The organism is Brevundimonas sp. UBA4553 (assembly GCF_002387245.1).
In the GTDB taxonomy this organism is placed as follows: Bacteria; Pseudomonadota; Alphaproteobacteria; order Caulobacterales; family Caulobacteraceae; genus Brevundimonas.
Window position 1 is genome coordinate 41464 of sequence record NZ_DGLD01000012.1, and the last position, 19218, is coordinate 60681.

Below are 19218 nucleotides of genomic sequence, written 5' to 3' on the forward strand. Positions count from 1 at the left end.
GGGGATCACGATCGAAATATTGTTTTGATGAGCGTGGGATGCCTAGGGGATGTCTTTCCATGGTATGAGAAATGAAATCAACACATCGGCGCTATTCTTCGTGAGTCTTTTGCATAAGCTGAAGGGGAGCCTGCTTGAGGCGCGGCGAGAGAGAATGCGTCGACGCTTTGGTGCGGCAGCGGGTGATGAAGCTCGACGTTTCAATCGGCTGAATGAGGCCATTGCAGCGTACGAATCCTATCTGAAAAAGGCGCCGCAGGATTTGGGCATCCAGCTTCGTTTGGCAGGCGTGCTGCGCGAAGCAGGGCGTTCGGAGGATGCTGCTGTTCGGCTGATGGCCTTGGCCGCAAATCGGCCCGACAAGGTGAAGGTCAAGCTTGCCTTGGCGGACACGTTGGATGAGATCGGATCGATCGACAGGGCCCAAGTCACCTATTCCAGTATCCTGGATGATGATCCGTCGAATGTGCTAGCGCAGGAGGCTTTGACGAAGATCGGCCATGCGGCCATGGCTGACTTGGTCCCGTCTGCGCCCAGGTCCGCGAGACCCGGCGTGAAGTATGTCAACCTCCGGATCGCAGCGGCGGGAGCGTCCGCCGCATCTGTGCTGGCGACCGTCCGGTCAGCCCGATGTGCGTCGAACGTGGCGTGGTTTGTGTCGGTTCTGGATTTCGAGGGGGAGCTTCGTAACAAGGATGACTTCGCCTTAGACCATGGCGAGGCCAATGAGGCTGAAAGGGCCGTTGTCGATCTCCATGTCGAGGCTGGCGTGGTTCTAAAGGCCGGCGCTCTGGACTGGCTTCTCTGGGCGATCGACCAGGGGGCGACGGCCGCCTACGCTGATCATGAAGAACTCAGCGGCAAGGTCGTTCTTCAGTCGGCGCCTAACCGTTTTGATCTCGCGACAAACCCCGCCCCACCGCCCCTCGCCATCTTCGCGAAGACAATGTGCGCATCGAGCAGGCACATCTATGATTGGCTTGGCGAGGCCCTCGTGGCGGGCGTGGTTATGCACATACCCTTGGTGTTGTCGCGCTTGAGCGAGTCGCGCCCCACACCGCCCGCGATAGGCTTCGAGAAGGGCGCCGAAGATCAGGTGCTCGTTGTGATCCCGACGCGAGATGCGGTGGATGAGCTCGTGGTGATGGTTCGAAGTCTCGTCAACTTGGCCGAGCATCCGAAAGCGCTCGAAATCGTCGTCGTCGATAATGGGAGTCGGCCAAGGATACTCCCGGAAGTGTTCGGAGATGTGCGCGGCGCTGAGGTCAGCGTCGTCCGCATCGATGAACCTTTCAACTGGTCAAGACTGAACAATCAGGCTTGTGAGGGACGTGCTCAGCCGATCATCGTTTTCGCCAATAACGACATGGAAATGCGGGCGCCCGGATGGGATGATCACCTTAGATCGCTTCTGAATATGGAGGGTGTCGGCGTCGTCGGCGCGCGACTGCTCTACCCCAACGGTCTGTTGCAGCATGGCGGTATCGTCATGGGGGCGCTCAACGGTGAACCGCTGCATGACGGCTGGCGCGCCAAAGGCGACGACGCCGGCCCCCTTGATCGGTGGACGCGACGGCGACCGGCGACGGCGGTGACCGGAGGGTTCATGGCGATCCGCCGCGCCCTTTTTGAAGCAGTGGGCGGCTTTGACGAGGTGGATTTGCCGATCTCCTGCAGTGACGTGGATCTCTGTTTAAAGGTGGGGGCACGGGGCTGGGCGGTGTTGTACGCGCCTGAAATCGAACTACGGCACCATGAGTCGCTAACACGCGGTCACGCTCAGGACGGCGCGCAGCGGCGTCGCGCCGAAGCGGAAATGGCCATCTTGCTGACGCGATGGGGCGCGCGAGCCGCCTATGATCCGACCAGGAACCCTCAATGGGAGGCAAGGGGTGCTCGCCTCTATGCCGGGCTGCGGCCTCTGACGACGGATCAGGCGGCTGATTGGGCGCTAAAGACCGCCAGCCGTCCCGCGACCCTGTCCTAGGCAGATACGCCCACTTTGGCGTAGAGATCGCGGAGCCTGTCCTGGTAGGCTGCCTGGCTAAACTTCGCCGCCTGGACGCGACCTCGGACCGAGGCGTCAGCTCGCCAGTCAGTGTCGGCGTCCAACTTCCGTATGCCTTGGCTGATGGCTCGCACGTCATAGGGATCGATCTGAAGGGCGGCGTCGCCCGCGACCTCCGGCAGCGACCCCTGATCGGAAGTCAGCACGGGCGCCCCAAGGCTCATGGCTTCGAGAACCGGCAGTCCGAAGCCTTCGTAGAGGGAGGGAAACAGGACGCCCTTGGTCCCTCGGATCAGGCTGATCAGCATTGCGTAGGACATGTACTCGTACTGATGGATACGGCTGGCGGCGCCGTGCACCCGCTGCGCCTGTTTCAGGAGCGCCGTCTCAGGATCAGACATCCAGCCCGGTCCGCCGACAACCACCAGGGGAGTTGAAACGCCTGACGCCAGATAGGCCTCGACTACCCGGCCCAAATTCTTCTTGGGCTCGACGGCGCCGAAGTGCAGGAAGTAGGAGCCCCATTCCAATCCGAACGCGGCTTCCAGCTCGGTTTCTACTTCAATTTGGGGGCGATCCATCAGGGCCGGGGGGAGGCTGACGGACTGATAGGTGTTGGTGACCCGGTCCTCCGGTACGCCCAACATACGGATGACATCTTGTCGCGTGGCCTCGGAGACCACGGCGATATGATCAGCTCGCCGCGCCACTTCACGGCACATGTCGAGAAACAGCGGCTTGTTGTTCAAAGTCGTGTGCGGCAGACGCAACGGGATCAGGTCGTGAATGGTGTAGATGTTCGGCGCGTTTCGCGCATGAACTGGCATCAGAGTCGTCCAGTGAGCTACAGCCGGCGCAGCCGAATGCCTGTCGTCAAAGGTCACTGGCGTGCCTTGCCCGTGCAGTTTGAAGGCACGGTGCGCGCGTTGAAACAGGTCGCGCGCCACCCAGCACTGATCTACCGGAGGCCGGGTGGCGTCGCCGCCGGGCCAGATGACGTCGTCCGAAACCTGAATAGCGCGAAGCATGCGGCCTGCGGGACTGAGGCGGGTGCTCAGATCACGTGCAATACGCTGTTTCAGGCGTAGAGAGGTCGCGGGGCGCTCGGGGTCCAGGAGAGCGACTGTCTCAAACCCCCTTAGCGCGTCGGTCGACAGGGCGGGACCGAATATGGCGCTGGTCCCGAAGCCGAGCGAGCGCGCAGTATACAAGAGGTTCCGGCTATAGGTGGCGATGCCGGTGCCCTGTGGGCGCACAAGGTTGAAGCCGTCGATGCAGATGGCGCTCGTCATGATCAAGCTCTCGGGTAGCGGACGTGGCGAGGGCCGCGATGGCGTTGAAGGTCAGAAGGATGCGGATGGCCAGCCACCCGCTCGGCTCAGTGCGCTGAGCCGGGGCTTGTCGATCCGCTCGCCGATCCAGCGGGCGGCCGCGATCAGTTGGTCGAGGTTGTAGCCGGTCGAGAAGCCGGCGCGCTCCAGCATGTAGACGAGATCTTCGGTGGCGATGTTGCCGGTGGCGCCGGGCGCGAAGGGGCAGCCCCCAATGCCGCCGACAGAGGCGTCGAGGATGTCCACACCGGCTTCGACCCCGGCGTAGGCGTTGGCCAGGCCGGTGTTGCGGGTGTCGTGGAAATGCAGGCGCAGGGTGGCGTCGGGGGCGGCCTTGCGGGCGGCCTCGACCTTTTTCGTCACGCTCCAGGGATCGCCGACGCCGATGGTGTCGGCCAGAGCGATTTCCTCGACGCCCAGGGCCGCGATGCGGGCCACCAGTTCGCTGACCTGCTCGACCGACACCTCGCCGTCGAAGGGGCAGCCCCAGACGCAGGACAAGGTGGCCGTCAGCTTCGGCGCTGCTCCAGGCGCGCCCTCGGCATTGCGACGGCCCGCCATGATGTCGGCCAGCATCTGCACCTGCTGATCGACGTTCAGACCCTGGTTCTTCAGGCCAAAACCGTCGGTGGCGGACATGGCGACATTGACCTCGTCCACCGCCGTGCCCAGCGCGCGATCATAGCCCTTGCCGTTCAAAACGAGGCCGATGCGGCTGTGACCCTCAGAGTGGGGCAGGGCGGTCATGACCTCTTCGGCCCCCGCCATCTGTGGCACGTATTTGGGGTGGACGAAGCTGACGGCCTCGATGCGCTTGGCGCCTGCGGCTTCGAGGCGGCGTACGAACTCGGCGCGGAGGGCCGGTTCAAGCACCGCCTTTTCGTTCTGAAGGCCGTCACGGGGGCCGACCTCGACAATCTGGATGAAGCGTCCCATCAGCGGGCGCTCCGCTCGCCGGCCCCTGCGGGGGCGTAGACGGTCAGGCGCACGTCGTCGCCCGAGGAGTAGTTGTGGCCGCTGACTACGCCCACGGCCCGTCCGGCAGCGCCGAGATCGGCCAGAGCGCGGCGGAAGGCCTCGTCGTCACGAGCCTCGACGATGGCGGGGCGGCCCTCGGCCAGGGCCCGGGCGGCGCCAGGGCCGTCGGTCAACTGGGTGTCGCGGCCGGTCAGGAAGACGAAGCTGGGCTCATGGAAGGTGGTGATGGCCACGGGGCCCGGATAGCGGCCCTGGGCTGGGCTCAGCTCGGCCGATTCCAGCGTCTTCACCAGGCGCGGCGCGATGGACAGGGGGCGCAACTGGCGGATGGTCCCGGCTAGGCCGGCATGGGCGATAACGCCGCACAGAATGGCGGCCAGAACCCCGGTAATCGCGGCGCGGTTGACCAGCAGGAAGCCGCCGACCGCCGCCGCCATGACGGCGAAGACGATGGTCATGGTGGCCCAGGTCTGGGCCGTCGAGCGCCCGAACTCGGTCAGGCCATAGACGGTGATGGCGCAGATGACGACGGCGGCGAACAGGCCGAGCAGGGCGCCGGAAATGCGCGACACCTTGCCGATCGGCTGGGTCAGGGCGGCGGCGGCCAGCAGGGCGATCGCGCCGAAGGTGGGCAGGGTGTAGTGCCACAGCTTGGTCGGGGCGATCTCGAACATCAGCCAGGCGGGGATCAGCCAGCAGACGGCGAAGCGGATGGCCGGCTCGGCGCGTCGATGCCAGCCGGTCGACAGGGCGGCCGGCAGCATCAGGGTTACGGGGAAGAGCAGCAGTGGCGACAGCAGAACGTACATGCCGATGAAGCCGCCGTGGCTTTCGTGGGCGCCGGCCAGCTTGGGCGCCAGATCGCCGCCGATGGCTTCGCGCCAGAAGCCGCCGTCGGTGGCGATGGTGATGGCTATGGCCCAGGGCCCGACCAGCAGGGCCACAAGTGGGAGGCCCCAGCCCCAGCCCAGCTTGCCCAGCCACCTGATGTTCCGGTCCCACACCGACAGGGCGATGATCGACAGGGCCACGACCAGAAGGCCGATCGGTCCCTTGATCAAGATCGACAGACCGATGCCCAGCCAGAACAGGAGCTTATGCCAGCGCACCGGCTTTTCGCCCGCCCGCGTGGCCATATAGATCCGCGCCAGGGCCGCCATCGACAAGGTGGTCAGACCGCACAGCATGGCGTCGGTCTTGGCGATGCCCGCCTCGGTCGACAGGAGGAAGGTGGCGCCCAGCATGGCGCCGGCCAGGAAGCCCGCGCGATTGCCGAACAGGGCGGCGCCCGCCCAGGCGACGGCCCAGGCGGCCAGCATGGCCCCGAACAGCGACGGCAGGCGATAGGGCTGGATGTTGCGGTTTTCGACGTCTGAAGTCAGGCCGACGGCGACGGCCTGCATCCAGTAGATGCCGACCGGCTTCTTCCAGCGCGGTTCGTCCTGAAAGCGAATGTCGACGTAATCGCCGCTTTCCAGCATCTGCGCGGTCGCCTGGGCGAATCGGCTCTCGTCGCGATCCAGCGGCGGCAGCAGCATCAGGCTGGGCAGGCCCGCGATCAGGGTCAGCAGGGCCGCCAGAACGGGGCCGCGCCAGCCGGCGATGAGGTGATCCAGGTTCGGGCGGTTCATGGCGCTGTCGTATCACGCCGACGCCGCCCCCCGGAAGCTTCAGCTTTGCATCGGTCGCGCGGCTCCCGTTTTCCTCGGCCTCGTCGATGCGCTACAGAGCGACAAATGATCGACAGTTCCGCCTCAACGCCCGAAATCTCCGTCCCCGATATTTCGGTGGTCGTGCCGGTCCACGATGAATCCGGCGCGGCCGTGCCTCTGGCGCGAGAGATCGCCGAGGCCTTCGCCGGTCGATCCTACGAGATGATCTTCGTCAACGACGCCAGCCGGGACACGACCCTGGCCGAGCTTCAGGCGGCGATGGCGGAACTGCCGGCCCTCCGGGTGCTGTCGCACGCGACCAACGCCGGCCAGAGCCGCGCGGTGCGCACCGGCGTTCTGGCCGCGCGCGCTCCGATCGTCGTCACCCTGGACGGCGACGGTCAGAACCCGCCCGCCGACGCTCCGCGGCTGGCCGACGCCCTCATCGCCGCGCCGCCCAGCGTCGCTCTGGTGGGCGGGGTACGCGCCAAGCGTCAGGACACCAACGCCAAGCGTCAGGCCTCTATCTGGGCCAACCGCATCCGCCGCAAGCTTCTGTCTGACGACGCGGATGATACGGGCTGCGGGCTCAAGGCCTTCCGCCGCGACGTCTTTCTGCGCCTGCCCTACTTCGATCACATCCATCGCTACCTGCCGGCGCTGACGATCCGCGAGGGCTATGAGAACCGCTACCTCGAGGTGGATCACCGTCACCGCGAAACCGGCCGCTCGAAGTACACCAACTGGGGACGGTTGCGGGCCTCCTTCTCGGACCTTCTGGGCGTGATGTGGCTGAAGTCACGCTCGCGTCGTCCCGGCGCGATCAGCGAGTTCTAGGGCCGTCCGGCCAATATGGCGGCCAACCCGAAACAGGGTTAAGCAGGGCGATCTGGAGGGGCCGTCCATGCTGATCGCCATACCGCTGCTGGTCGTTCCGGTGGTGATTTACAATCTGGTTGTTCTGCTGGGCGGAAACGCCGCTGACGCAGCCCTGGGCCAAGGCTCGGTGCTGGGCGAGGTGCTGTTCCGCGTGCCCATGACCTCGGGCGTGGTCTGGAGCATCAGCGTCGGGGACCTGATCCTCTTCCTGTCGCTGCTTCTGCTGTTTGTCGAACTGTTGAAGTCGACCTCCAGTCAGCGGGTCGCCATCGTCAATCACGCCCTGTCGATGGTCCTGTTCGTGGTCTGTCTGGTCGAGTTCCTGCTGCTGCCCGGTTTTGCGGGATCAGTCTTCTTCCTGATCCTGACCATGGTGCTGCTGGATGTGCTGGCGGGCTTCATCGTCACCATCATCGCCTCGCGGCGCGACTTCGACATGAACCCGCGTTGAGGCGCGAGCCCTAGCTGAAGGCGACGAAGACGAGAGCGACCACGGTCACGTCGAACAAGCGGGCGGCGAGATTGAGGACGGCCATGGGCGAAACTCCGGTCGAAGACCTCGGAGCCATCGCAAGCGGCGTGCCATGGAGTGGCGCGCCCTAAACCTCGGTCTGTTTCGCCTTGCCCGCGCGGGGGCGTCGGTCGCGCTTGCCCGAATATTCCGCTCCCAGATAGGTCGAGCGCGCGGCGTCCAGCACTGGCGGCCCGCCTTTCAATCCACGCTTCTGCCCCTTCTGACCCAGCACTTGGGCGGCGAACAGGGCGGGCGGCGCGAGGGGCGACACGGCAGGCTTTGCCGGGGAGGCGGCATGATCGACCCGCTCGCCCGCCGGCACGACGGCGCGCGACGCCTTTTCGGCCTGGGTGGCCGCGCGACGATCGCGCTCACGCCGATCACCCTCGCGTCGTTCCTGCACCGTCGGGCCTTCCAGCGGGCCGATCGGGCGGACGCCGTCGGTCACTTGCCGACGCCGGCCAGACGGTCGATCTGGGCGCGCATTTCATCCATCTGACGCCGCATTTCGTCCAGGGCCGGATCAGCCTTGGCGGAGGCGGACGCGGGCTCCGCCGCCTTCTCAACCTCGGCCTCGGGACGTGCGTAGGCGGTCATGCCGGGGAACATCTTCATGGCGCGTTCGAACATGGCCATGTTCTGACGCACGGCTTCTTCCATCAGGCCGCCGCCCGGCGTGCCGGCGAAGGCACGGGTGAACTGGCTGCGCAGTTGCTCCTGCTGACGGGTGAAGCTGTCCAGCGACATCTCCAGATACGACGGCAGGACCGATTGCATGGAGTTGCCGTAGAAGCCGATCAGTTGACGCAGGAACTGCACCGGCAGCAGGGCCTCGCCCCGGCTTTCCTCTTCGAAGATGATCTGGGTCAGGATCTGACGCGTCAGCTCGTCATTGGTCTTGGCGTCGTAGACAACGAATTCGACCCCCTCGCGCACCATCTGCGCCAAGTCTTCCAGCGTCACATAGGCGCTGGTGGCGGTGTTGTAGAGCCGCCGGTTCGCATACTTCTTGATGACGACGACGCCGTCATGGGTTTTTCCGCCCTCGGATTTTTTATCGGCCACGCTTGTTCTCGCGTTGTTGCAGCGCCGCACTATCACGCGTTGCGGCCGCGAAGGCGAGTCCTGCTGTCCATGCGCGGCAAGAAGACTGCAGCCGCCGCAAAATCCCGCTTGCGGCGAGCGGACGCATTGTAGGAAGGAGGCGAACGGCGCGCGGCCGGCTTGCGGTTCGATCTCAGGAGGCGGCCATCTCTCGTGGTGCGATATTGGTGGCCGGCGGTGCTGGGTATATCGGCTCGCACGTCTGCAAGGCCCTTGCGACCGAGGGCTACCTGCCGGTGACTCTCGACGACCTCTCCAGCGGTCACGCCGGCGCGGTTCGCTGGGGCCCCCTGGTTCAGGCCGATATCGCTGACGCCGCCGCGGTCGCCCACGCCGTGCAGACGCACAATGTCGTTGGTGCGCTGCATTTCGCGGCCAAGAGTCTTGTCGGCGAGTCCGTGCGGGATCCTTTGAAGTATTACCGCGAGAATGTGGGCAAGGGCGTCGCCCTGCTTGAGGTTCTGCAAGCCACGGGCGTCGACGCCATCCTGTTTTCCTCGACGGCTGCGGTCTACGGCAGTCCCGCCGCGCCGGCGCCGATCAGGGAGGACGACCCGACCCGGCCGATCAATCCCTATGGGGCCAGCAAGCTGGCGTTCGAGGACGCGTTGCGCAGCAGCGCGCGCGCGTCAGGCGGGCGTTGCGCTGTCCTGCGCTATTTCAACGCGGCTGGCGCCGACAGCGACGGCGAACTGGGCGAGGACCACGATCCCGAAACCCATCTGATCCCGCTGATCGTCAGGGCCTCGCGCGGGGAGACCCCGCCTCTGACGGTCTTCGGCGACGACTATGACACGCGCGACGGCACGCCGATTCGGGATTACGTGCACGTTGAGGATCTGGCTGCGGCGCATCTTCTGGTGCTCGACCAACTGTTTCAGGGGCAGACCGATCTGGTGTTGAACGCAGGAGCCGGGGAAGGCGTCTCCGTGCGCGAAGTGCTTCAGGCCGCAGAGACCTGCCTTGGGGGTCCAACCCCGGCGGTGATCGGCGCGCGCCGCGAGGGCGATCCGCCGATGCTGGTCGCCGACACGAGCCGTTTGACCGCCCTGGGATGGGCGCCGCGCAAATCCCTTCAGGACATGATCAGCAGCACGGCCGCCTGGCGTGAGAAGACGGGGCCGATCGCTTCCGCCTAGGAGCCGACCAGAACGACGCCTACGAGGATCGCCGCCCAGTGGACGCCGGCGCCGGCCACGACGAAGCCATGCCAGATGGCGCGACGGAACTTCACGCGCTGGCTGATGAAGACAAAAACGCCCGAGGTATAGATCAGCCCGCCGGCGACCAGCAGGCCAAGGGCCAGCGGGTGAACCGTCTCAATCATCGGCTTCAGTGCGAAGATCGCCACCCACCCGAACAGGACGTAGACTGCGCTCCAGAACGCATCCGAGATGCGCGGTGCGAACATCTTCACCGCCACGCCGGTCAGGGCCATGGCCCAGACCGCTATGCTGAAGCTGATGGCCCAGCCGCCTTCGAACCTTTGGGTGGTGAAGGGGGTGTAGCTGCCTGCGATCATCAGAAAGATGGCGGCCTCGTCCAGCCGTCGCAAAACGGGTCGGGCGGCGCAGGGGCGAGCGAGATTATAGATGGTCGATGCCGTCAGCATGGCCACCAGACACAGGGCATAGATGGCTGTGGCCACGACCGCGCCGACGCCGACATAGACGGCCGCCAGCACCGCCAGCACCACCCCGCCAACCGCCGCCAGGGCCAGGCCCACGGCGTGGACCCAGAGATCGGCCAAGCGTTCCGCACGCGTCTGATAATGCTCGATCATGTCGAGTTCATCGGGCGTACAGACCCGCGTCGCCAAGGATTTCAGCCGCACCAGCATCAGCCCAAAAAGGCGCGTGCGTCGCGAAATGTTCCCTGCGAAATCTTTGTCGCAGCGCGAAAAATGAACTTCGCACTTGCGAGACGTGACGCAGGGTGCGGAATACGGCACAACCTCCCGCAAAATAATTCCTCTTGGAGTGAATATCGTGACTGATGTAGTGATCGTCGCCGCCGCGCGGACCCCGGTCGGTTCGTTCCTGGGCGCCCTGTCCAGTCTACCTGCCTCCAAGCTGGGCGAGGTCGCCATCAAGGCGGCGTTGGAACGCGCCGGTGTGGCGGCCGCCGACGTCGACGAGGTCATCCTGGGTCAGGTCTTGCAGGCCGGCGCAGGGCAGGGCCCGGCGCGTCAGGCCGCCATCGGCGCCGGTCTTCCTGTCGAGACCCCGGCCTGGAGCTTGAACCAGCTGTGCGGCTCGGGCCTGCGGGCTGTGGCTCTGGCCTATCAGCAGATTCGCGAAGGCGATGCGAAGATCGTCGTCGCCGGCGGACAGGAAAGCATGAGCCAGGCGCCGCACGCCCAGCAACTCCGCTCAGGCCAGAAGATGGGCGATCTCGCCTTCGTCGACACCATGATCAAGGACGGCCTGACGGACGCCTTCCACGGCTATCACATGGGCCAGACGGCCGAGAACATCGCGAACAAGTGGTCGATCGACCGCGCCGCTCAGGACGCTTTTGCCGTCGCCTCGCAGAACAAGGCCGAAGCCGCCCAGAAGGCCGGCAAGTTCGTTGACGAGATCGCGCCTGTCACCATCTCGGGCCGCAAGGGCGACGTGACCGTGGATCAGGACGAATACATCCGCCACGGCGCGACCATCGAGGCGATGGAGAAGCTGCGTCCCGCCTTCGTCAAGGACGGCTCCGTGACCGCCGCCAACGCCTCGGGTCTGAACGACGGCGCCGCCGCTCTGGTGTTGATGTCGGCGGAGGAAGCCAAGGCGCGGGGGCTAGAGCCCCTGGCCCGCATCGCGTCCTGGGCCACGGCGGGGGTCGATCCGTCGATCATGGGCACCGGCCCGATCCCGGCCTCCAGGAAGGCGCTGGAGAAGGCGGGCTGGACCGTCGCCGACCTGGACCTGATCGAATCGAACGAAGCCTTCGCCGCCCAGTCGCTGTGCGTGGTCAAGGAGCTGGGTCTGGATACGGCCAAGGTGAACGTCAACGGCGGCGCCATCGCCATCGGCCACCCTATCGGCACCTCGGGCGCCCGCATCCTGACCACCCTGTTGCACGAGATGAAGCGCTCGGGCGCGAAGAAGGGACTGGCCACCCTGTGCATTGGCGGCGGCATGGGTGTGGCGCTGTGCGTCGAGCGCGGCTGACGTCAAACCTAAAGGCTGAAATGCAAAAGGCCGGCGGAGCGATCCGCCGGCCTTTCCCATGCTTGCATCAGAGGATCAGAAGCCGCGTCGCCAGCTGCCCAGGAGGGCGTAGCCGGTCGGGGCGCCCGCCCGATGTTGTTCGTCGCGGCTGGCGACGGCCTCCAGTTGCAGCGCCGAGCCGCCGGGCAGGAGGTGCAGGCTGCGGAGGCTGAAGTCGATCTGACGTCCGGACGGGCTGGCCGAGAAGCGTCGCTCCGAGAAGGTGACCGGGTCGAAATAGTCCAGCGGCACATCGGCGAGGAAGGCGCTGAAGGTGCCGCTTTCGATCCGTAACGGTTGCGAGACTTCCCAGGTCAGGCGGCTGCACCCGAGCGCCCAGGACGGGCAGTCCGACTGCAGGGCCATGCGCCAGGTCGAGCTGACGGCGGCGCTCGACAGGTTGAGGAAACGACCCTCGATCTCGGTGCGGCCGAAGCCGGCCTCGCCGCTCAGCACCAGGCCATGGCCCAGAGACAGATCGCCGCCGAAAGCCGCAAACCGCGTGCGCGACGGCAGGGCGAAGTCCGAGCGCGTCGGCATGTAGGCGCCCAGCGGCCCCATCTTCTCGTCCAGCGCGCCCATGCTGAAGGACAGGCCGCCGTGCGCGCCGCGCCAGTCAAGGGCCGCGCGGGCGTATGAGGAAACGTCCTGCTCGACCGAGCGCAATGGGGCGCGGCGGTCGCCCGCGCCGGTCTCGGCGCTGAGCGTCAGGGGACCGAAGCCCAGACCATTGAGGGCCATGGCGCCGCGCACCGCGTGGTCGGCCTGGGCCAGGGCGGCGAAGCCGTCTCCCGAGCCGGTGCGGAAGGGTGAGCGGGAGCCGCCCTTGCCCTGCCAGGCCGCGAAGGACATCCGTCCGGCGGTGACGTCGAACAGGGCCTCCTGCCTGATCTCGTCGCCCAGCCAGGGCGCGTCGAAGGGGGTGTAGCGGTTCAGAATCGGTTCCGGTGTCTCGACCGGCACGGTGGCGACCAGCGACAGGCGCGCTCCGCCGGGACCGTCCATGATGACCTGCGACTGGCGCATGGGCGTGGGGTTTTCCGGTTGATAGCTGCGCCGCGGCGCGGTGCGGTAGGCGGCGCCCATGTCGATGCGGAACAGGCGCTGATACGCGTCATAACCGATCGTGCTCAGGGCGTCTGTGCGGCCCATGGCGTCGCCGAACGGGCCGCCGACATAGGCGCCAGGTTCGATGGCGACCCGCACGGCCGAACCCGTCGCCTGGGGTGAAGAGGTGGCGCCTACCGGCTGGAAGGCCCTGGCGATATCCAGCAGACCACGACCGTAGATGACGTCGGTTCCCGTATCGCCGGCTTCCCGCCCCGTTCGAAGCAGGATTTCGACGGCTTGCCGGCCGGTCAGATTGGGGAAGGCTTCCAGCAGCAGGGCCAGGGCGCCGGCGACGGCGGGAGAGGCGAAGGAGGTGCCGTTGACGCGCCAGCAACTCGTATCCTCACAATCCACAATAACCTCGACCCCAGGCGCCGACAGGAACCAGGACTGGGACACCCCCGCGCGGTTGGAGAAGCTCGCGATCTGGTTGGCGGCGTCATGGGCGCCGGTGACGATGATCCCCCCCTGGAAGCGCGGATCGCTGGCGTACCGCCCGGGCCATTCGGGATTGGCGCCGGCCTCGTTGCCTGACGCGATGGCGAAGACCACGCCCGTATTGATCGCCCGCTGCAGAGCGGCCTCGAAGGTTGATCCCAGCGCGCCCTCGCCGCCCAGCGATAGGTTGATGACCTTGGCGCCGTTCGCCACTGCATAGTCCAGGGCGTTGGCGAGATCGGAGCCGCGGAAGCAGACCGTATTGTCCGGGTCCCGGCAGTCGCTGATGTCGGCGCGGATCGACAGGATGGTCGCGTTGAAGGCGACGCCGACGGTGCCGAAGCCGTTGAAAGGCGCGGCGATGATGCTGGAGACGCGGGTACCGTGGCGGTCTTCTCCCTGGGGCTGGCCACGTCCGGTGATGATGTCGGTCGAGCGCGGCGAAATGTTCACCGCCAGATCCTGGTGGTCCAGCTTGATGCCGCTGTCGACCACGCCGACGGTGACGCCTCTGCCCGTGGCGCCCGTCTGCCAGGCGGCGATGGCTCCGGCGTTCACCACGCCATAGTTGCGCAGATACTCGGACGAGTTCGCCGAAGGAACAGCCGGGGGAGGGGGTGGTGGAGGAGGAGGAGGAGGAGGAGGTGGAGGAGGGGGCGGTGGTGGTGGCGGAGGGGGCGTCACCACGCCGCCGCCTGTCCCCCCGCCTCCTCCACCGCCGCCGCACGCAGCCAGGGGCAGGGTCAAAAGCGCGAGAACGCCGACCGAAACCGCTACTTTACGCAACCCCTTGAACGCCAACGCCGCCTCCCGAAACTCAAGGCGCCATTAGGCCATAGTTGACGGCCTTGGCGAGCCTGTTTCTGGGGCGCGCGGAGCAAATGCGCGCCGGCAGTCCCCTCAGTCGCGCAGCAGCTCGTTAACCCCTGTCTTGGCGCGGGTCTGGGCGTCGACGCGCTTGACGATGACGGCGCAGTAGAGCGACGGGCCGCCGTTCTTGTCGGGCAGGGCGCCGGGGACCACGACGGAATAGGCCGGAACCTCGCCACGGAAGATCTCGCCGGTGGCGCGGTCGACGATCTTGGTCGAGCCCGACAGATAGACGCCCATGGCCAGGACCGCGCCTTCGCGCACGATGACGCCCTCGGCCACCTCGGCGCGGGCGCCGATGAAGCAGCCGTCCTCGATGATGGTCGGGTTGGCCTGCAGCGGTTCCAGCACGCCGCCGATGCCGGCCCCGCCGGACAGGTGGACGTTCTTGCCGATCTGGGCGCAGGAACCGACCGTGGCCCAGGCGTCGACCATCGAGCCTTCGTCGACGAAGGCGCCGATGTTCACAAACGACGGCATCAGGACGACGTTCTTGGCGATATGCGCGCCGCGACGGACGACGGCGCCGGGCACCGAGCGGAAACCGGCGGCCTGATAGTCGGCGGCGCTCCAGTCACCGAACTTGTTGGGCACCTTGTCCCAGAAGGGGCCGACAGCGGCGGGGTGATCGGCCGACAACGGCAGGGTCGGGGCGTGACCCGCGCGCATGATGACGTTGTCATTCAGGCGGAAGGACAGCAGCACCGCCTTCTTCAGCCATTGATGCGTGGTCCAGACGCCGTCGGCGCCGCGCGTGGCGACGCGGGCCTGACCGGCGTCCAGCAAGGCCAAAGCGGTGTCGACGGCGTCACGGACCTCGCCGCGCGTCGCGGCGGAAACCTCGGCGCGGGCCTCCCAGGCGGCTTCGATCACGGATTCCAGATGGGTCAGGTCGGTCATTGCGGATCTCCGTCCAGCATGGCGGTGGTCAAGAAGGGACCGACGGTCGCGGCCCTGTGTTGGATGTGGTCGCCTTCAGCCGTGAAGGCCTTGGGACCGACCAGAACCGTGGTCATGCCGATGGCGTGCGCCGGCTCCAGGTTCCTGGGCGTGTCCTCGAAGAAGCAGGCGGTGGTCGGATCGACGCCGAACCGGGTCAGCATTTTCTGGAAGGTGCGTGGATCCGGCTTGGGGATCAGGTCGGCGTCCTCCAGGGCGAAGACCCCGTCGAAGAAGCGCGTCAGATCCAGCTTCTCCATCACCCGGCGAGCGTGGCCGATGGAGCCGTTGGTGAAGATCAGGCGCGGGCCTTGCAGACGCTCCAGCGCGGCGTGCAGGCCGGGATCGGGTTTCAGCACGTCCAGCGGCACGTCGTGGACCTCGGCCAGGAAGTCGTGCGGGTCGATCTGGTAATGCATCATCAGCCCGGCCAGAGAGGTGCCGTAGTCGTGCAGATAGCCGCGCTGCACGGCCAGGGCCTCGGCCGACTCCAGCCCCGAGGTGCGCACCACATAGTCGTTGATGCGCTGCTCGACCTGTTTCAGGAACAGGCTTTCCGGCGGGTAGAGGGTGTTGTCGAGGTCGAACACCCAGGATCGGATGTGGCGCAGATCGGCGCCGATCTCGGTGGCGGCCGTGACCGGCGAAGCCGTCATTTCGCTCGTCACCGCGCCTTCACCAGCGTGCCCGCCCCGAATTCAGTGAACAACTCCACCAACATGGCGTGGGGACGACGCCCGTCCAGGATGACCACGGCCTCGACGCCCGCGCGGACGGCGGCCATGGCCGTCTCAAGTTTCGGGATCATGCCGCCGTTGGCGACGCCGGTGTCGATCAGGTGTTGAGCCTCTTCCAGATTCATCTGGCGAATGATCTCGCCGTCCGCGCCCTTCACGCCCGCCACGTCGGTCAGCAGCAGCATCCGCTTGGCGCCCAGCGACCCCGCCACGGCGCCGGCGACCGTGTCGGCGTTGACGTTGTAGGTCATGCCGTCCTCGGCCACGCCGATGGGCGCGATGACCGGGACCCAGTCCTCGGTCTCGGAGGCGATCAGGCCCTTGATCAGCTTGGGATCGACCTTGGTCGGCTCGCCGACGAAGCCCAGGTCGACCTCGTGCTCGATCATGCTGTCGGGGTCGCGCTTGGTACGCTTGGTCTTTTCAACCGTCAGCAGGCCGGCGTCTTTACCGGACAGGCCGACGCCGCGCACGTCGGCTTCCTTGCCGGCCACGGTGATCCAGTGGGCGATTTCTTTGTTCACGGCGCCGGACAGAACCATCTCGGCCACCTGCATGGTGTCCTTGTCCGTCACGCGCAGACCGTCGACAAAGGCGGACTTCACGCCCGCCTTGTCCAGCATGGCGCTGATCTGCGGCCCGCCGCCGTGGACCACCACGGGGTTCACGCCCATCAGCTTCAGCAGCACCACGTCGGCGGCGAACTGCTTGGCCACGGCGCTCTCGCCCATGGCGTGGCCGCCGTATTTGATGACTACGGTCTCGCGGTCATAAACCTGGATATAGGGCAGCGCCTCGGCGAGCGTCTTCGCCGTTTCCCAGCTGCGTTCTTCGGATTGCCGTTCGGTCTCTTTCATAATGGCCGCTCGATAGCGTCGAAGGCCGCGCGAGTCACGATGAAAGGGGCGAAGGTTCGATTCCCTGTGACCTACCGTAGATAAAACATAGCTTTCATTTGTTTCGAAACAGTCTAACCAAGCTCGTATGAAGCTCTATCCTGTAATCATGTGCGGTGGTGCAGGCTCCCGTCTGTGGCCGGCTTCGAGACCCTCGCGCCCCAAGCAGTTTATCCCCCTGGCGGGAAACCGGTCGTTGTTTCATGAGACGGTGGTTCGGGTGGCTCCACTCGCTTCCAATGGCGGACGGCTGATCGTCGTCGGAGGAGCGGATCACCGTGCGTGGATATTGAACCAACTCCATGAGGCAGGCGTCGATGCGCAGGTGCTTCTGGAACCCGAAGCCCGAGATTCTGCTGCAGCCATGGCCGCTGCCGCCACTTGGACGGCGGGGCAGGATCCCGATGGCGTCAACATCTTTGTGGCGTCGGATCATCATATCCCGAACCACGAAGCTTTTCGTTCTTTGGCCGTGAAGGCGGCAGAAGAAGCGCGAACAGGACGAGTTATTACCTTAGGCGTGAAGCCGACCGAACCATCGGACGCTTATGGATATATTCGGCCGGCCGGACAGGGCCTGTCCCGGGTGGAGAGCTTTGTAGAGAAGCCTGATCGCGCAAAGGCGCAGCGCTACATTGACGATGGCTATCTCTGGAACAGCGGCAACTTCATCGTATCGGCCAAGACCTTTCTGGCGGAACTGGCTTCAAGAGCGCCTTTGATCGAACGTGCGGCCAAGGCTTCCGTTGCCCAGGGGAGTGGTCACGCCGTCATGATGCTGGGCGATGCTTTCAGGCAGGCGCCCAAGGTTTCCGTTGACTATGCGGTCATGGAGAAGACCGATCTTGCGTCGGTGCTGGAAGTCGATTTCGGGTGGTCCGATCTGGGGGCCTGGGAATCTATAGCGGCCAGCGGCGAAGGCGAGATCGGCGGTCACATCTTCGAGGATGCCGAAGGGTGTCTGGCGCGAGCGCCGGACGGCATCCTGGTCGCGGCGATCGGCGTTCGGAACCTGGCCATTATTGTCGAGCCTGACGCCGTGCTTGTCTGTGATCTGGCGCGCTCCCAGGAAGTGAAGAAGGTGGTCGAGCGCATCCGGACGGTGTCCCCCCAGCACGCCGATTTCCCCTCTCGTCCGCCCGAGGCACTCGCCGCGGGCGCCACCCGATTCCGGGATTGGCTGAGAGCCCGGGCCTTGCCGCTTTGGTCTACCCTTGGGCAGCGCGACGACGGCGCGTTCGCAGAAGTCCTGGCGCTTGACGGTCGGCGGGTCGACGCTGCCCGACGGGCGCGCGTGCAAGCGCGCCAGATCTATGTTTTCGCCCGCGCCGGCCTGATGGGGTGGGAGGGGCCCTGGAAGCGAATCGTAGTGGCCGGGCTGGAAAATCTGGAAGCAGACTTTGTTCGTGCCGACGGCCAGATGCGGACCCGATTGACGCCGGACGGCTCGCCGTTGGATGAGACGGCCATGGTCTACGATCAGGCCTTCCTTCTGTTGGCCTTGGCGGCGGCTCTCAAGGCCGGGGTGGGCGGGGCGGATGTTGAGACGAGGGGCCAGGCCTTGCTTCGCCTGCTTCTGGAGCGCTCTGGCGAAAACGGAGCGCTGCGCGAAGAAGGGACGCACCCTTTCCAGTCCAACGCTCATATGCATTTGCTGGAGGCCGCTCTCGCCTGGGAGGAGGTCAGCGACGCTCCCGTATGGACGCAGGCGTCGGATCGAATCGTAGAGCTAGCCTGCACCACCTTCATCGACCCGAAAACCGGGCGCTTGCGGGAGTTCTTTGACGCGACTTGGGCCCCGGCCGCCGGCGAGGATGGTCGTCTGGTGGAGCCGGGACATCAGTTCGAGTGGGCCTGGCTGTTGGCGCGGTACGCGTCCGCCCGACGCAATGCAGAGGTCTTGGCGGTCGCGCAACGCTTGCACGCCCGAGGGCGCGAGGGCGTGTGCGTACGTCGACGGGTAGCTGTGAACGCGTTGAATGACGATGGGGAGATGCGTACTATGCGAGCGCGCCTCTGGCCGCAGAGCGATTGGTTGAAGAGTGCTCTAATCCTGGCTGAGGGGGCGCCCGAGCAGGGGCGAACCGCCTACTTGGAGGATGCGGCGGAAGCGCTGCGAGCCCTGTGGCTTTACCTGACGCCGGATGGCCTTTGGCGAGACACCCTGCTCGAGAACGGCAAGTTCATCGAGGAACCGTCGCCAGCGAGTTCGCTCTATCACATCGTGGCTGCCTTTGCGCAGTTGGCGGACACGGTGCCGGTCCACGGCGGCATATGGTCGAGTACGACGGCGCTTCGTTAATAAAACGCAGACCGCTGTTAGCTATTTGTAGCCCTCCGGCCACGGTTAAGTTGCAACCTGTGGTAAATCAGGCGTTTCCTGCTCGACCGCCCACGGCAACGCTGATAGGAGTGAGGTAGGCGGCGTATCCGTCGTCTACACACAACTGATCTCGGAGGGCCGCATCAATGCGCGTCAAGAGTTTGATCCTGGCATCTAGCGCGGCGGCGGCTCTGGCCCTGTCGGCAGGCGCCGCTTCGGCTGAGCCGGACGGCTGG

The 19218-nt window shown here is 65.8% G+C and carries 16 protein-coding genes; 6 read left to right on the forward strand and 10 right to left on the reverse strand.

Going from position 1 to position 19218, the window contains the following annotated elements; genetic code table 11:
• Nucleotides 1–49: 49 nt before the first annotated feature.
• The gene (locus B4A39_RS07515; protein WP_292034958.1) at nucleotides 50–1987 is read left to right on the forward strand and encodes a tetratricopeptide repeat protein; all 1938 of its coding nucleotides are present in this window, start codon (nucleotides 50–52) and stop codon (nucleotides 1985–1987) included.
• Here B4A39_RS07515 and B4A39_RS07520 read toward each other — a convergent pair.
• Genes B4A39_RS07520 through B4A39_RS07530 form a run of 3 tightly spaced genes read right to left on the reverse strand, consistent with a single transcriptional unit; the run spans nucleotide 1984 to nucleotide 5948 of the window.
• On the reverse strand, nucleotides 1984–3300 hold the full coding sequence (locus B4A39_RS07520) for a glycosyltransferase family 4 protein (protein WP_292034961.1): 1317 nt from the start codon (nucleotides 3298–3300) through the stop codon (nucleotides 1984–1986). The two genes, B4A39_RS07515 and B4A39_RS07520, sit on opposite strands and share 4 nt — an antisense overlap.
• Before the next feature lie 51 nt (nucleotides 3301–3351).
• Nucleotides 3352–4275, reverse strand: a complete 924-nt coding sequence (locus B4A39_RS07525) for a hydroxymethylglutaryl-CoA lyase (protein WP_292034964.1) — start codon at nucleotides 4273–4275, stop codon at nucleotides 3352–3354.
• On the reverse strand, nucleotides 4275–5948 hold the full coding sequence (locus tag B4A39_RS07530; protein WP_292034967.1) for an ArnT family glycosyltransferase: 1674 nt from the start codon (nucleotides 5946–5948) through the stop codon (nucleotides 4275–4277). The genes B4A39_RS07525 and B4A39_RS07530 overlap by 1 nt, the downstream gene beginning before the upstream one ends.
• Nucleotides 5949–6053: 105 nt before the next feature.
• On the opposite strand from B4A39_RS07530, the gene B4A39_RS07535 reads away from it, so the two are divergent.
• Nucleotides 6054–6806 carry a glycosyltransferase family 2 protein gene (locus tag B4A39_RS07535; RefSeq protein WP_292034970.1) on the forward strand — a complete coding sequence of 251 codons (753 nt, stop codon included), beginning with the start codon at nucleotides 6054–6056 and terminating at the stop codon, nucleotides 6804–6806.
• Nucleotides 6807–6873: 67 nt separating this feature from the next.
• Nucleotides 6874–7299 carry a hypothetical protein gene (locus B4A39_RS07540; RefSeq protein ID WP_292034973.1) on the forward strand — a complete coding sequence of 142 codons (426 nt, stop codon included), beginning with the start codon at nucleotides 6874–6876 and terminating at the stop codon, nucleotides 7297–7299.
• Between the two features lie 148 nt (nucleotides 7300–7447).
• On the opposite strand, the gene B4A39_RS07545 is transcribed toward B4A39_RS07540, so the two are convergent.
• Both B4A39_RS07545 and phaR read right to left on the reverse strand, forming a co-directional pair.
• Nucleotides 7448–7810, reverse strand: a complete 363-nt coding sequence (locus B4A39_RS07545) for a hypothetical protein (RefSeq protein WP_292034976.1) — start codon at nucleotides 7808–7810, stop codon at nucleotides 7448–7450.
• Complete coding sequence (gene phaR, locus B4A39_RS07550; protein ID WP_292034978.1) at nucleotides 7807–8427, reverse strand: polyhydroxyalkanoate synthesis repressor PhaR; 621 nt, start codon at nucleotides 8425–8427, stop codon at nucleotides 7807–7809. Before phaR ends, B4A39_RS07545 begins: the two co-directional genes overlap by 4 nt.
• 206 nt (nucleotides 8428–8633) lie before the next feature.
• Between phaR and galE the strand changes: the two genes are divergently transcribed.
• Nucleotides 8634–9605 (forward strand): UDP-glucose 4-epimerase GalE, encoded by a 972-nt coding sequence (gene galE / locus B4A39_RS07555; protein ID WP_292034981.1) that lies wholly within the window; start codon nucleotides 8634–8636, stop codon nucleotides 9603–9605.
• On the opposite strand, the gene trhA is transcribed toward galE, so the two are convergent.
• Nucleotides 9602–10306 (reverse strand): PAQR family membrane homeostasis protein TrhA, encoded by a 705-nt coding sequence (gene trhA / locus B4A39_RS07560; protein WP_292034984.1) that lies wholly within the window; start codon nucleotides 10304–10306, stop codon nucleotides 9602–9604. The genes galE and trhA overlap by 4 nt on opposite strands.
• 148 nt (nucleotides 10307–10454) lie before the next feature.
• Between trhA and B4A39_RS07565 the strand changes: the two genes are divergently transcribed.
• On the forward strand, nucleotides 10455–11630 hold the full coding sequence (locus B4A39_RS07565; RefSeq protein WP_292034987.1) for an acetyl-CoA C-acetyltransferase: 1176 nt from the start codon (nucleotides 10455–10457) through the stop codon (nucleotides 11628–11630).
• 75 nt (nucleotides 11631–11705) lie between these two features.
• On the opposite strand, the gene B4A39_RS07570 is transcribed toward B4A39_RS07565, so the two are convergent.
• The 4 genes from B4A39_RS07570 to argB form a co-directional block, all read right to left on the reverse strand.
• Entirely contained in the window at nucleotides 11706–13778 is a 2073-nt protein-coding gene (locus B4A39_RS07570; RefSeq protein ID WP_292034991.1) for a S8 family peptidase, read from the reverse strand.
• Between the two features lie 339 nt (nucleotides 13779–14117).
• Nucleotides 14118–14987: a 2,3,4,5-tetrahydropyridine-2,6-dicarboxylate N-succinyltransferase gene (dapD, locus tag B4A39_RS07575; RefSeq protein ID WP_292034994.1), complete on the reverse strand. Its 870-nt coding sequence runs from the start codon at nucleotides 14985–14987 to the stop codon at nucleotides 14118–14120.
• Nucleotides 14984–15682, reverse strand: a complete 699-nt coding sequence (locus tag B4A39_RS07580; RefSeq protein ID WP_292034996.1) for a pyrimidine 5'-nucleotidase — start codon at nucleotides 15680–15682, stop codon at nucleotides 14984–14986. Before B4A39_RS07580 ends, dapD begins: the two co-directional genes overlap by 4 nt.
• 8 nt (nucleotides 15683–15690) lie before the next feature.
• A complete protein-coding gene (argB, locus tag B4A39_RS07585; protein ID WP_292034998.1) occupies nucleotides 15691–16620 on the reverse strand; it encodes an acetylglutamate kinase in 930 nt (309 codons plus the stop codon).
• Nucleotides 16621–16768: 148 nt separating this feature from the next.
• Between argB and B4A39_RS07590 the strand changes: the two genes are divergently transcribed.
• A complete protein-coding gene (locus B4A39_RS07590; protein WP_292035005.1) occupies nucleotides 16769–18961 on the forward strand; it encodes an AGE family epimerase/isomerase in 2193 nt (730 codons plus the stop codon).
• Nucleotides 18962–19218: the final 257 nt, after the last annotated feature.

Excerpts from the sequence above, each read along its gene's own strand:
- B4A39_RS07515 (WP_292034958.1), top strand. The coding sequence starts at position 50 with ATGTCTTTCCATGGTATGAGAAATGAAATCAACACATCGGCGCTATTC.
- B4A39_RS07520 (WP_292034961.1), bottom strand. The coding sequence starts at position 3,300 with ATGACGAGCGCCATCTGCATCGACGGCTTCAACCTTGTGCGCCCACAG.
- B4A39_RS07525 (WP_292034964.1), bottom strand. The coding sequence starts at position 4,275 with ATGGGACGCTTCATCCAGATTGTCGAGGTCGGCCCCCGTGACGGCCTT.
- B4A39_RS07530 (WP_292034967.1), bottom strand. The coding sequence starts at position 5,948 with ATGAACCGCCCGAACCTGGATCACCTCATCGCCGGCTGGCGCGGCCCC.
- B4A39_RS07535 (WP_292034970.1), top strand. The coding sequence starts at position 6,054 with ATGATCGACAGTTCCGCCTCAACGCCCGAAATCTCCGTCCCCGATATT.
- B4A39_RS07540 (WP_292034973.1), top strand. The coding sequence starts at position 6,874 with ATGCTGATCGCCATACCGCTGCTGGTCGTTCCGGTGGTGATTTACAAT.
- trhA (WP_292034984.1), bottom strand. The coding sequence starts at position 10,306 with ATGCTGGTGCGGCTGAAATCCTTGGCGACGCGGGTCTGTACGCCCGAT.
- dapD (WP_292034994.1), bottom strand. The coding sequence starts at position 14,987 with ATGACCGACCTGACCCATCTGGAATCCGTGATCGAAGCCGCCTGGGAG.
- B4A39_RS07580 (WP_292034996.1), bottom strand. The coding sequence starts at position 15,682 with ATGACGGCTTCGCCGGTCACGGCCGCCACCGAGATCGGCGCCGATCTG.
- argB (WP_292034998.1), bottom strand. The coding sequence starts at position 16,620 with ATGAAAGAGACCGAACGGCAATCCGAAGAACGCAGCTGGGAAACGGCG.
- B4A39_RS07590 (WP_292035005.1), top strand. The coding sequence starts at position 16,769 with ATGTGCGGTGGTGCAGGCTCCCGTCTGTGGCCGGCTTCGAGACCCTCG.